Annotated in this window: 10 protein-coding genes; all 10 read right to left on the bottom strand. The window is 43.2% G+C overall.

What is annotated here, in order from left to right; translation table 11 throughout:
* Window positions 1–668: 668 nt before the first annotated feature.
* Window positions 669–875, bottom strand: coding sequence for a cold-shock protein (locus tag EGC86_RS20715; protein WP_011637160.1), 207 nt, complete (start codon window positions 873–875; stop codon window positions 669–671).
* Window positions 876–1,130: 255 nt separating this feature from the next.
* Window positions 1,131–1,952, bottom strand: a complete 822-nt coding sequence (rlmA, locus tag EGC86_RS20710; protein ID WP_011637159.1) for a 23S rRNA (guanine(745)-N(1))-methyltransferase — start codon at window positions 1,950–1,952, stop codon at window positions 1,131–1,133.
* 26 nt (window positions 1,953–1,978) lie between these two features.
* Window positions 1,979–2,785 carry a hypothetical protein gene (locus EGC86_RS20705; protein ID WP_011637158.1) on the bottom strand — a complete coding sequence of 269 codons (807 nt, stop codon included), beginning with the start codon at window positions 2,783–2,785 and terminating at the stop codon, window positions 1,979–1,981.
* Between the two features lie 510 nt (window positions 2,786–3,295).
* Window positions 3,296–3,508 (bottom strand): hypothetical protein, encoded by a 213-nt coding sequence (locus EGC86_RS20700; protein ID WP_123778881.1) that lies wholly within the window; start codon window positions 3,506–3,508, stop codon window positions 3,296–3,298.
* A gap of 33 nt (window positions 3,509–3,541) precedes the next feature.
* Window positions 3,542–5,314: a hypothetical protein gene (locus EGC86_RS20695; RefSeq protein ID WP_123778880.1), complete on the bottom strand. Its 1,773-nt coding sequence runs from the start codon at window positions 5,312–5,314 to the stop codon at window positions 3,542–3,544.
* Window positions 5,311–5,616: a hypothetical protein gene (locus tag EGC86_RS20690; protein ID WP_123778879.1), complete on the bottom strand. Its 306-nt coding sequence runs from the start codon at window positions 5,614–5,616 to the stop codon at window positions 5,311–5,313. Before EGC86_RS20690 ends, EGC86_RS20695 begins: the two co-directional genes overlap by 4 nt.
* Complete coding sequence (locus EGC86_RS20685; RefSeq protein WP_123778878.1) at window positions 5,609–6,565, bottom strand: hypothetical protein; 957 nt, start codon at window positions 6,563–6,565, stop codon at window positions 5,609–5,611. The genes EGC86_RS20690 and EGC86_RS20685 overlap by 8 nt, the downstream gene beginning before the upstream one ends.
* 63 nt (window positions 6,566–6,628) lie before the next feature.
* Complete coding sequence (locus EGC86_RS20680; RefSeq protein ID WP_123778877.1) at window positions 6,629–9,064, bottom strand: hypothetical protein; 2,436 nt, start codon at window positions 9,062–9,064, stop codon at window positions 6,629–6,631.
* Window positions 9,065–9,098: 34 nt separating this feature from the next.
* Window positions 9,099–9,476 (bottom strand): hypothetical protein, encoded by a 378-nt coding sequence (locus EGC86_RS20675; protein ID WP_123778876.1) that lies wholly within the window; start codon window positions 9,474–9,476, stop codon window positions 9,099–9,101.
* Between the two features lie 36 nt (window positions 9,477–9,512).
* Window positions 9,513–13,388 carry a tape measure protein gene (locus EGC86_RS20670; protein ID WP_123778875.1) on the bottom strand — a complete coding sequence of 1,292 codons (3,876 nt, stop codon included), beginning with the start codon at window positions 13,386–13,388 and terminating at the stop codon, window positions 9,513–9,515.
* Window positions 13,389–13,408 lie beyond the last annotated feature (20 nt).

Below are 13,408 nucleotides of genomic sequence, written 5' to 3'. Positions count from 1 at the left end.
GCAAGGGCTTCTGAAAGTTCCATAAAAAAATCCGATAATAAAGATTATCGGATTTTCGCAGACTAGAAAGATCGGTCAACCGATCAGTTAAATTTTCTCGTTTTACCGCTTAACTGATCGGCATTACACAATGCCGTTGTTTTTTAATTTGTGGTTAACACCCCTTGCTAATAAACAATGGTATAACCCAGTAAAACTGGGTGGCAATATCATCCAATAACATTGAAGCTGTATTATAGAGAACTCTTTCAAGCAACAATGTACTTATGACTGTAATGAACCACAAATAGTCCTGCACAAAAAAACTCGAAAAATAAAACACTAAAAACTGCAAACATAAACGGTAACGCCAGCTTAGTGTAAATACCTCGCATTGGTTGTCATCCTTTCAGGTGATAAACTATGTACAATTTGCTTAAGCTATTTTACTCACAAATGACAAACTTCACGAGAAACCTCTAATGGTGAGTAACTAGGTATAAATGAAGCACTCAAGGACGTTTTACAAAACTGGAAAGTGGAAAGTGGAAACACGAGTGAAAGTAACGGGGATGAGATAGACAATTAGCGTGATGATAACTGCAGATAAAATAAAAAAAACACAAAAAAAACTGCAGCAATTAATTGCTACAGTTTTAAATCTTTTAACACTTAGCCGAAGCTAAATACTAAACGATTGAAACGTTCTCAGCTTGAGGACCTTTCTGACCTTGAGTCACAGTGAAAGAAACTTTCTGACCTTCGTCAAGAGTTTTGAAACCGTCTGAGTTAATAGCACGGAAATGAACGAATACGTCTGGACCAGACTCTTGCTCAATAAATCCGAAACCTTTATCAGAGTTAAACCACTTAACAACACCAGTAACTTGAGACATAATATAAATCCTGTAAAAAAAAATAGTTAAAGCCTTAACGGCAGTAAAGCTGGAAAATGCCGGTATTACTTATGTTTACAGGACGAAACTGTTCGTATTGATAAATATAAGCCCAACCTTCAAGCTGAGTAAACTATAAACCATTTTCGGGATAAGTCAACAAACATCAACCAAACAATGGTATTTAATTAGTGTCATGACAAAACGGTTTATCTTTGAGCATCAAATAGTTATTTATATCAATTATCTGATCGTTTATTGTTCGCGTTTATGAATTTCGATTTTAAAATCTATCTCACACTCGAGCCCTTGCTCTATTATCTGAGACTTCTGTGAATCACTCAATTTCCATGCGTAAGGTGTCATATTAAGGAAATGATCAATATCTTCCGCACGAGTTAATGTTAATGAATAGGCTAACGCTTGGTGTCCTAAGTAAGTAAAGCCATCTAACACCATAGGCTCCTGTGGATGCAATTTTGGTTCACTATAAATTTTCTTTTTTAACGCATAGTGATGCATCGGCCCAGGAGAAACGGTAATGAGTATTCCGGTTGGTTTTATCACCCGCTGTAACTCTTCAATTTTAGACGGCGCATAAATACGTATCGCTAAATCAAAACTGTCATCAGCAAAAGGCATTTCAAATGCACTCGCCACACAAAAATGTAACCCAGAATAGCGTTTAGCCGCATAGCGAATGGCAGACTTAGAAATATCTAAACCATAAAACTCACTCTGGGGGTTAACCACAGATTGCAACGTTTCGAATAATCGATGACTGTAATACCCTTCGCCACAACCTATATCGAGCACCTTAGTAGCATCTCCAGCAAATTCTAGCGCTAACTGATTTACTTTGTCGCTTAACGGTTGATAAAAGCCTTGATTAAGAAACTCTCGTCTAGCGATCATCATTTCTTTGTTATCACCGGGATCTTTAGTTTTCTTTTTTTGTACAGGCAGTAAATTAACGTAACCTTCTTTAGCACAATCAAATTGATGGCGCTGTTCACATTGCCAAGAATTTTGTTGTTGTACTAATGGTGCGCTACAAATAGGGCAAATATAAGACATGGGTGGGCTCTAGAGTTACTGAAAAATTAAAGATCGTCATCACACAGCTTATTGACCATTTCCGACACGTCTTTAGGGGCTAAAAGTTCAAAACAATCCAATTTACGTTGTAATTGTTCATTATTAAAAAATTGTTCATTAGACGAGCGGCCTAAATTTGAACGCTCTAATGACTGATGATATGTCCGTAATAACCATTGATGCTTATTTTGCAATAAATGATCGAGTTTTAGTAGCTCAGTTGAGACACCTGGATGGATTTTGCCCGACTCGCCCCGAAGATAATCACGTAATTCTCGTCGAACTTGCTCTAACTCACTTATGTGAACCGCAAGCATGGTAGAAGGCTCATCATAATCAAACTTACGTCCTAATATCGCTTTAGCCATTACTAGGGCTTGAGGTTCACTCAATATCCGCAAGTCATTCTCTAACGTCACTAGTTCAAAACGGGCTTCGGCAGATACGCTAAAATGAACATCTCCATCAGCGTGAATATTAATCGTCACTCCATTTCTGAGTTGCTCAATACACACACGTGGAGCAACTCCCATTGAAGGATATAATTTAATCCCCTGCCCCACGAATCGTGGTTGAGTCGGCGTTTTAATATTTGTTGGTGTATGCTCAAAAGCAAAAGTCAAAAACGGTTGGACACGTAAAATGAGTGTTGTTTGCTTATGCTCAACTTGACTAACCACAAATTCAACTAAAGGATTACTCATCGTTGATAGTACTAATAAATCACTCACACTGTCTGGTAAACGAAGTGTCAACGCCGTCGGTTGAGTTATTTCACTAACACTTGGTTGAGTAAATACATGATGATGCATACAATATTCCTTTGTTACTTCACTAAATTGTAACCAGCAAATCCACATTAGTCATCAGTAAACAAGGTTATATTAGAAAAATCATATTGAAGGCTACCTCATTATCATTTTTTTATGCTGATAAATGTTAACATTGTTCTAATCGCGAAAAGGATCTTATATTTACTATGGCTAACGCAATTCAACCCACGTTATTCTGGCACGATTATATGACTAAACAACCTAAACCATTAATTTAAAAAGTTTAAATATAAAGCCAATCCATATTCTGTACACAGAGGTGTACACACATCAATTTGAATAGCATTTTTTGACTAAATCCATAGATGGTAAATTGATATTACAAGTATGTGTTTATCCTGAGTGTGGGGTTATGTTGCAAGACAATCAATTTAGGACAATACCTATATCATCAAGGCAAAATGTGTTGTGGAAGAACTCCGTTTGAAATGGGTAACAGTCAGCTAGTACGAGTTACATAGCAAATAACTACAATAAAAATAATTACCCCTAAACCTCTATCTCAAAAAACGCCAAATCGGGGGCTGTCCCTAGCACCCTGCCGTCTTGAACGTAGATGTGATCGCCTACGCTACCAGAACCGATGACTCGTTGAGTATGGTTGCTGGCAGTGCTAGCGGTGACAGTGCCGTCGGTGTTTACCGCGTTAATAGTCATGATAGTTCGCGGGGCGCTTAGGCTTTGTTGTAACTGCTTTAACATTACGATTCCTTATGCTGGTTTTGATACAACAGCTTATGCAACGTGACGAACGACGGTGATGGTTTGCTCTACATCGATGTCGCCAGTGTCGCTAACCGATGCACTGATCATCACCGAATCGCACGTACCTTTATACACATCGACACCTTCGCGAATACCAATCAACATACCAGGTGTTGCAGGTGGTAAGTCGGCCATAATCGGTAAACTCATATTGATATTAAGCTTGTTGCCCGTGTCGGCCAGTGCATTGGTGCCGGCTGTTCGGGCAGCTTGGTTATCTACAATCAGTTGGGCGCTGATATCATCGGCGGCGATATTGCCTGCAGTGCCAGCGCGTTTTACTTTTGCGCTGATGCCCTGCTGCTCACCTCGAAGCCAAACCACATTGCACTCGGTACCGATTTCTTTTGACTCACTGTAACTGGTGATCACAGCATCGTGCACGGTTAAGTCTGGGGTTACACCATCCATTAACCACGGCACTGTTGGCCAACGAGGGACCACGGTTAATGCTTTAGTTTCATCATTCGATAACAACATGCAACCCAATTGTGTAACGGCTTCTTGCACTGCATCGATAGGCGATTTATTGCCAACGCTAAATGCGCCTGCAGGTACGTTAAAATCAACGATGCCATTAAGCGAAATTGTCCAACCAGTGAATTGCAGCATGTCAGTGAGTAAACCTGCAAAACTGCGTGATGTTGCGTTGGTATAACTGATCGGCAATACGTATGGCGTAGCAAGTTCGGCGCTGCGGCTGCGGCCCGTTCCTCGGTATGTTTCATTACCAAACACTTTACTCACGCTGGTTTGCTCAACCAATACAAAAAACTCATAGCCGTTAATACCGACGTTGAGTAATTGGTTTTCAGCGCGGCTGGTATCGATGCGGCTTGAAAAATCGATACTCACCGAACTGGCCCATTGGCCACGGCTGCGGCTGATACTGATATTGCTGATCACAATCGGTACGTTGTCAGACACACGCACACACGTAATGGTTGGCTGCATTAAATAATACCTGCGCAGTTGGGGTTCGATGGGGGTTTCAAAATCAAGGCTGGGTAAACTTGGGTTGGCATCCACTAAGCCGCCACCGTCGTCAAAGTAGCAATAGTTTGCTGACGCGGTAAAACGCAGCTGTAATGGGTTGGTTGAATTGGCCCAAGGTTCGCTAAATCGAATCGTCACTTTGCCTGTAGGTGGTCGATATCGGGTTGAACAAATCCAACTCGCGGTATGTGGCCCCCATGCAATGCTTGGTTGTATTAGTCTGATATTGTCATAGCTATAAGCCGTAGTGATATCGTTAACTAATGCTGCACCATCACACCAATTGATGTTTGCATGCAACGTATTCAGCACTGGTTTTACTTGCCAATCGACTGACATAATCTTGCTGTGTTGGTTCGGTACCAGCCAAGCTAATGCGTTGCTTTGCTCAACACTAGGCGCGACAAACCAAAGCCAATTTACGGTTAACCCAGTTAACGCATTGCCAGCATAATGTATTACTATTATGCGTTGAGTTAGTGGTTTATTTTGCCATTGAGTTGTTACGCAGTAGTCTGTTGCAGATTGAGATAGCACGACTAACTGAACTTGATTGCCGAGTGGTTTACTTGCACTTATCAGTTGGTGATCATTTGCAGCGAGTAATTGGGGTTGCCAGGTGACGCCCAAATGAATACCCAAAGACGGTGCGCGGATTGGCGGCTCAGGTACCACCTCAGCATCAAACCGAATAATGACTGGCGAGTTAGAGTTTGGCCAAGGTTGAGTAAACCTGAGTGTCATCATGCTTTAATATCAACCTCAATACTATCTATAACTTGCAACCTAACACCGTCTAAAAAAGTAGCGTTAAATTCCATATCAGAATCTAAAATACCAACTAACAAGTTATTCTTTGTGGTGTATTCAAAAGGCAATATAACTTTAAATATACCACCATCTAATTTTGAATTAACTAATGAAGTTAATGAAAGTCTGTCTAAGACCACGATACGTTCGGCAAGTGGGTCAGCATCAACTTCAAGTAAACCAACAAACATAGTTAAAGGCTGTAACACCTTAAAGCCAATATTTATTACATTACTCATACCATGTACCATCATATTGGATAAACCAAGACGCTGTTTTGTACCCGTTAACTAACCTGTAATTATTCGTACCAATTGTTCTTAAAATTGGACATCTAATGTTTCTATAACCGTAAGCAAACATTCTAAATAATCCTGGGATTTTACCGCGAACGCAAGGTGCCTCAATAGAGTGTGATGATTTGACCATTAAACACTCACCTAAACCTACAGTAGTGTTTATGGAAAATACGTCATTAGTTGGGGCTTCATCTGCATCTTGGGATGAACCTGAATAATTACTATCATAGTTTTGAGCTATGTTACTACCATCAGTGTTGTATATAGCTGCCGCGGGAGGAAAACTATTTGTAGCTAAGTTTGTTGTTGAGTTACCAATCGTCAAATCAGCCATATTGCTGGTGTAACTCGTACTAACTAATGTAAAAATATTAAGGTCATTTGGTATAAAAGTGTCTATATCACCTATGAAATAATATGTGAAGTATTTAGCATAACTTGGACTTCTTAAATTGTTGGTATTACCAGTGTTACCACCTGCATCACCAATTTCTTGAATTAGCCAGAAACCGCGACTTGTACCAATAATCATCCACCCCTCAACGGCATAACTAAAGGTACTTGTAACAATACAGCGGTAACCGACTTTCTTAACAAAATTGCCTAGTCCTAAAATCTCATTAGCACACGTAATTTGACCAAAGGTAGGATCAACGTTAGGTTCGTATTGAAAAGCACCACCACTACCACCATCAGACACTTTGTTTTTAAATACAGCCTTACCAGTACCAACGTCCTCAAACTCAAGAGTCCAACCTAATGCTTCTTTAGTACCATACCCATCAACCAAACACGCTTTTAATATAATTAACCAATCCGCAACGCTAGTTGGTCTAATAATCGGTGCGCCTAAATCTGCACCGCTATACATCGTTACTGGTAATCCCATGATTTTTCCTCACACGAAAGCGGTACCAACATTACTGCTGGCACCACTGTCTTTAAAAAGTAATTAAGCTTCGTTACCGCGAAACGCCAATACGGCACGGTCGGTGTTGATTTGGCTATGGCCCGCTTGCACGGTTCTAATTGGCATCACCGGTTTCGCGCTGGCAACTGTGGAAAAGCGAATGGCTTCACCAGGATTCCAACCGGCACCGAACGCACCGGCACGGATCACAAAGTAAGGCTGATTGGTTAGCGAGTTAATTGGGGCAAAGTCGTTTACCGTGTCACCCGTGGCAATTTGGCCAATACGTTTACCGACGCAACGAAACGCTGTGGTCGAGGTAAACACCAACACCCAATCTTCATTCACCGCAGCTGCGTTGGTCACTTCAATCGGGTAATCAACCGTGTTTAACGTGCCTTGGGCAGCTTCACCGTCTAAGTCCCAGTTGTTAGCCCAGCTGGTCATGTCGCGCACTTTGCCTACTCGGGCTTGTAAGTCACCGAGTATTTGCACACTGGCCACACTTGAACCAATAGGATATTCACGCGACAACGCAGCTGAAATCGTGACGGTGTTGGTGTTCACTGCAGTCACTAACGCTAACTCGCTAATGGTGTCACTTAAGATAAACGGTGCAGTAAAGCCGCTAAAGTCACTGTTTAAGGTAACGGTACCGGCTGCGCTATCAACGCTAAAGAGATCACTGGTTGCGGTCCACAAACTCGCACCTGTTGCATCGCTAATATCAACAAAATTGCTGCCAGTGCGAATAGTAATAACTGTGCCATTACTTGGGCTAACGATGTTTTGGTAGTCAGTGTGCGACACAGCGATAGTGCCCCAAGCGCGATAAATATCGACAATACCCGCATTGGGGATCCGCAGCGGGTTTAGGCCATAAATATCAGCAGGCGGTAAGTTGCGCACTTGCTCGGTAATGTCATACCGTAAGGTGCTTAACTTAACGTCTTGAGTAAACGACAACTGCACCAGGTTATTGACAATACTGCCGCTAATGCCTGTACCCGTTACCGTGCCGTTACTGTCGCAGCTGGCACTGATTAACACATCACCCACGGTAAACACTTGCACGTAAAAGGTATCTAACAATGCATCACTGGCATTGAGTACAAACGTGGCCACATTGGCTGATTCTGGCGCAATGACTAAGCCAACATACACAAGATTAGAGATACCATTCTCAAGTGTGATGATGCCTGTTTGATAATCAACAATGGCTGCACGTATTTCTTCTTGAATAGTCACTCCAAACCCAGAGTAAACGGTGATGTATAACGCGCCATCACGCTCGGTAAATTGATATGGCGTACTTTGGCGAGTCACTTTACCCGTTAACGTGTTGGGCACTAATTCGCGATCTACAGGGAATGCATCAGCATTGTCATAGTTTTGATATGACACACCCGAGATGTACTGCAACGACACAGGAGTATTGAGGTCAGGTTTACGCGATAACGTCACACTAACCGTGTCACTGCTGACCACCACAATGGCGTCGTCACTGCCGTATTGAATGCCGCCCGATGTATAACTGGTGATTGGGGTGTAATCAACGGCGATATTGGCGCCCTGTAATACATCAACCAAGGCAAACTGATAGCTTTGTGCAGTTGTCGCATTTTGCGATACGGTTTTACGGACTATGTCACCGTCGCTAATGGCTTGGCCTGTTTTAACTTGTTCGCTTAATACCACTGGCAATAGATTTTGCTGCACTGCTTGCACGGCTAGATTCTTGTTGCTACTGGCGGCAGTTAACTTACTCACACCGTGAAACGTTAACGGGCTAGCTTCGTTGGTAAGTCGCAGCTTGGTGCAATTGCTTGTGGCGTTCACGGTGACGTTATAGTCAGGGGTAGCAAAATCGATTGGTGGGTCAAATACAATATTGCCTTCACTGTTACCTGGTGCATTGGTATCGGTCACCATGGCGTAATGGGTTTTACGCGGCCAGTCGGCGTCTTCAATACCTGCATACTCAACGGTAATGGCAATCACTTGGCCAACGCGCAAACTGGTGGTTTTGCGATACTCTTTGCCGTCAAACATATACGTTGACTGTAAATACTCGCGGCTAAAGCTGTTTTGATTGGGCAAAAAGCCTGGTGCACCTTGACGGATTAATGACCCCGCGGTAACCGACGATTCTAAAATCTCTTTCATTTCGACCATGCGGTCTTCATCGTCTAACGCATCCGCTTCAACTAGCAACATCGACACGAGCGGATCACTCGGTGGCTGGCTAATAAACACATGCGCATCAAGCAAGGTGCCAGTGTCTATGGTGTCTAAAGCGGGATAACACTTAACAATGTCGAGTGAAGATTGCGCGTGGTCAATGTCAGAAATCGCAGTAAATAATTCATTTAACTTACCAGATTGCACCGCATTACGAGTTCGTTGGCCGCCAGCATCGTCGCTGGTACCCAGCTGTTCGGGTTTAAATATCTTTAAATCATTACGGGTAATGCTCATGGGCCACCTGTGTTTATCAATAAGCGAGGAAGAGTTACAGCGTTAAAAATCGTAATACCACGTTTGTCAGCAACGGATACCCACCCAATTGGTCATCAACATCGTCACCAGTGATCACGCTGTTTTGAGTGCTATCCCACATCACGTTAATGTCACTGCCGTCGTGGTTAATCGTAAACTCGGTTAATGTGGTGGCCGCGTGGGTTTGCAGTTGCTCAAACTCACTGCGGGGCATCCAACCGTTTTTACTGCCAAGCTCTAACGCAATACCTGCAGGGATAATGGTTTGCTGAATATGCGGGGCACCGTTAAGTGCCCGCTTCATATTGGCTGCAACCCGTTGGGTGTTATTGCGGTTTAGCCAGTGCAGTGGTTCAGTCAACACAATGGTGTCGATAGTGGTGTTAAACATAGCGCCTCTTTATTTTGGGTTACTGCAAACGAGCGGCTAACCACCCACCGACTGCAAACGCTTAATCTCGGCCACAAGTTCATTCACAATGCTGCGCTTGGTTTGTGCATCAAACGTGCGGTTACCCACTTGCAGCTGCAGCACTACGGTGTCGCTACTATTCGCGGCGGTTGTAGTGGTTGGCTGGGTTTGGGTGGTCACATTGGTTTGCACAGCACTGGCGGTAGATTGCTGTTTGGTGGTAGCAGCGTCGCTAATGGCTTGCTTTTCGCTAGCGTCTTGCTGGGCTTTGATTTCGGCGGTGCGATAAGCGTAAACCTTGTTTAGCGTTTTTTCGGCTTCTCTTAGTTGGGTGATTAGTGTCTTGTCGCCCGTTGATTCAGCCTGAGCTAACTGGGTTTTAATATCGGCTAGCTCTTGCTGATAACGACGCTTTTCGATTTCATCCTGGCGACCAAGATAACCGTCTAGTTCATCTTGCAACGTATCGAGGGTTGATTGAGCACTATCACGTAATGAGTCCATGCTCGATTTAGCCGAATCAATGGCCGTGCGCAGCACTCCCAAGTCTTGATCGTTCATCAAGTTCATTGAGTTAGCCGCACGTTCGGCACTATTGATTAAGCCAATGTTGCCACTTTCGGCAGCATCAAGGGCATCAACCATTTTTAACAGTTCAATGCGTTGGCCATAATAGGCCGCCTGCGCTTGCTTACCGGCTATCTCGGCTTTACGGGCAAAATTACTAATGCCAGTAAAATCGATTGACTTGGCTTGCACATCAAGCAGATCACCAATCTCACCACTTAGATTTTTGTAAATCTTAATGGTTTTCTCTAGTTCACTGCTTGAGTCAGTTAATAGCGTTTGGCCATACAGTATCGACTTAAAGTAAGCTACAGCACCTGTGCTGAGTTCAGCGACTTCAGCTGTAACACTTTTTAAATAATCGGTGAAGAACTTGGCAACACTGGCTAATGCAGAACCGGCTTGCTGCGAACTTTTAACCACCACCCCCATGGTGTTTTCCATGGTAGTGCCAATGCCTTGGTTCGCATTGTTTACTTGGTCTTCAGTATTATTAACATCATCAACCAAATCCTTTTGCGAGTCTTTTAGCCGATAATACTGCTTTATTAAATCCTCAATATTATCGCTCAAGCCAAGATTAGCAGCTTGTTGACGAATACTGGCCTCGACCTGCTTATCACCAGCCGCCGCGGCTTTTATCGATGCGTCCGCATATTTTAAAAAGGCTTGCTCAGCGTCATAAGTTGAGCCGACGCCATTTTTAATGGCTTCACTAGTCTGGTCATAGGCTGTTTTTGCTTTGGCCGCTAAATCTTGCAGCGACTTTAATGTAGTGACATTGGCTTGCTCCATCGCCGCTTCATAATCATTAACAGCCCTTGTCTGTGCGTCTGTTGAGTTAACCAATTCACCTTGCGCTTTGGCTAATGCCTCTGCTGCAGTTTTCGCTTTAGCTTGGGCTTTTTCATAGTCCTCAACTGATGCAGAGCCCTCGATGTAAGCATCGCGAACCTTGCTTAATTCTCTGTCGGCAAGTTCGCTTTGAGCAGATAGAAAAACCACAGTCGCCGCATTTAGCTTTAATTGCGAATCGGTTAAATCACGCTGGGCAGAAGATTGAGCAACCAACAAATCAGTTACTTTTAAGGTGGCACTACCATACCTTGTTTCGGCTGCTTCAATTTCCTCTAACGTAGCGGTACCGCTACTTTTCAGTTTGGTGTAATGGTCTTCTGCAGCCTTTTGTCGAGCCTTCCAATCATCAACTTCTTTTTGAGCTAAGCCTGATAACTTCTCACTGGTTGCAACATCCTTTTGATAAGCGCTATAGCGTGCCTCAGCTTGTGATTGCATGGCTGCTTTAACTTTTTCAGCATTCTCAACCTGTGTTTTTGTCGTGTCATCAGAATCACTTTGAATATCTACACCGGCTTGTTTAAGCGCGGTCGCAACATCTTTAGCATCTTGTTTAACTTGCTCAACATACGCCTTAGCTATAGATAACAAGCCATCAGCTGCTTCTTGGAATTTATTTGATAGAGCATTATCACCAAAAACACTCAGCGCTTTTGCCATACCTAGTGGGAACATGGCAAACGCACCAGCAACCGCAGCACCAAAAGCGGATACCATGAGCGACAAGCCATTGAATAACGCACGCAAACTACCAGAAACAACATTTAAACCCGTTGTGAATGCGGTAATATTTTCTAGTGTGGCTTTGATGCTATCGCCACCATCCTTGAGTATGGTGGTAAAAAAATCACTGATATCCTGTGCGGCTTCCTTTATCTTCCCGCCTTTATTTAATTCATCAAACCTTGTGTTAATGTCTTTAAGTAAATCAACCGCCACCTGGTACGCGCCAGAATCGGCAATAATTTGCTTAAACTCGGTCCACTTGTTTGAGATTAAATTAATCTGACCACCCAACAGGTCTAAGCTTTTTGAAGCCTGGCCGTTGGCTTGCTTGCCCATTTCGTCAAACAGTTGCTTCATGACGTCGCGGCCCAACTCGCCTGCTGCGCTCATTTTTTGCAACTGCGTCACGTTTTTACCGGTGACTTTTTCAAGCAAGTCCCACACGGGTACGCCGCGTTCAACCAGCTGTAATATTTCCTCACCTTGCAGTTTCTGCTTAGCCCATGCTTGGCCAACCGCTAAAATAATCCCTTCTAATTTTTCTTGGCTGCCACCTAAACGTGCATTGTAATCAACCATCGACTGCAATGATCCATTCATTGGATCAATGCCAAATGTTTTCAATGAGGCAAAGGCTTTTTTAGCGGTATCTAAACGGGTACCGGTATTATTGGCAAAGTCTTTAATCCATTTTGTCGCTTGTTCACCACTAGCAATACTGCCCATCATGGCGCTCATTTGCACACCAAAGGCTTTTGCTTCATCCCCTGCGGTTAAGATCGACTTTAGGCTTTCCCATAACTTATCGACACCAATGTAGGCACCGGCCATGGCAACCAATGAGACAGTTGCACTTTTAATGCTGCCACCAAAATCACCGGCTTGTTTTTTCGATTCGGTTAATAACTTATTGTGGCGTTCAAGCTTGTTATTAACACCGCTTAACGCTGTCTCAGCGGCGACTTGTTGCTGCTTTAAATCTTTACTGGCATCTGCCAACTTATCCGTACTGATGCCGGCATTTTTTAAACTCGCGGTGTTTTTGTCTAATTCAGTTTTGTTTTTGTTAATACTGCTCGCTAACTGGTTTACCTCGGTGCGAGCGGTTTTAACCTTTAATGTGTAATCAGCTTTATTTCGACTAGCATCGTCAGTCGCGGCACTAACCTCAAGCAGTTCTCGGCGTTGGGTATCTAATGCGGTTGCCAGTTCGGCGGCTGCATTTTTTGCGCTGGTTTGTTCGTTAGTTAATTTTTGTAAATCAGTACTGGCTTTGGTTAATGCGGCAGCTTGTTCTTTGCTGGCCGTGGCACCTTGCTGTTGTTCGGTGCTGAGCTTTGCGACTTCAACCCGGGCTTGTTGTAACTCGGTTTCATATTTAACTAATGCGGCTTGAGCTTGATTGTATTCTTGCTCAAGTTGATTGGTTGAACCTTCAGCCGCCTTTTGAGCAGCCTCAAGTTGTTTTAATTCTTTAACTGCTGCCTTTTGTTCAGTGACTAACTTGTCGAGTGCAACCGAGTTATCTTTATAAGCTTTTTCACCTTTACTGATTGATGCGGTTAAACCATCAATTGAGTCAGCCGCACCTTGTAAATCTTCTAACTCTTTTAAACGGGCATTTAAAATTTCGCTTTCTGACGCTAACTCGGCAACAGCCTTTTCAGACTTTTTGGCTTCGCTGGAAAATAAATCTTTGCCCTGAATGATCAGGTTAATGACTTGGTCTTTAAAACTCATACATCACCAAATTAGCGTTA

Source organism: Shewanella frigidimarina (assembly GCF_003797125.1).
GTDB classification, from domain to species: Bacteria; Pseudomonadota; Gammaproteobacteria; order Enterobacterales; family Shewanellaceae; genus Shewanella; species Shewanella frigidimarina.
Note: the sequence above shows the minus strand (reverse complement) of the source record. Positions and strands in the feature narration are given on the sequence as shown.

Coding starts and splice junctions, on each gene's coding strand:
- EGC86_RS20715 (WP_011637160.1), bottom strand. CDS start 875: ATGTCTCAAGTTACTGGTGTTGTTAAGTGGTTTAACTCTGATAAAGGT.
- rlmA (WP_011637159.1), bottom strand. CDS start 1,952: ATGTCTTATATTTGCCCTATTTGTAGCGCACCATTAGTACAACAACAA.
- EGC86_RS20705 (WP_011637158.1), bottom strand. CDS start 2,785: ATGCATCATCATGTATTTACTCAACCAAGTGTTAGTGAAATAACTCAA.
- EGC86_RS20700 (WP_123778881.1), bottom strand. CDS start 3,508: ATGTTAAAGCAGTTACAACAAAGCCTAAGCGCCCCGCGAACTATCATG.
- EGC86_RS20695 (WP_123778880.1), bottom strand. CDS start 5,314: ATGATGACACTCAGGTTTACTCAACCTTGGCCAAACTCTAACTCGCCA.
- EGC86_RS20690 (WP_123778879.1), bottom strand. CDS start 5,616: ATGAGTAATGTAATAAATATTGGCTTTAAGGTGTTACAGCCTTTAACT.
- EGC86_RS20685 (WP_123778878.1), bottom strand. CDS start 6,565: ATGGGATTACCAGTAACGATGTATAGCGGTGCAGATTTAGGCGCACCG.
- EGC86_RS20680 (WP_123778877.1), bottom strand. CDS start 9,064: ATGAGCATTACCCGTAATGATTTAAAGATATTTAAACCCGAACAGCTG.
- EGC86_RS20675 (WP_123778876.1), bottom strand. CDS start 9,476: ATGTTTAACACCACTATCGACACCATTGTGTTGACTGAACCACTGCAC.
- EGC86_RS20670 (WP_123778875.1), bottom strand. CDS start 13,388: ATGAGTTTTAAAGACCAAGTCATTAACCTGATCATTCAGGGCAAAGAT.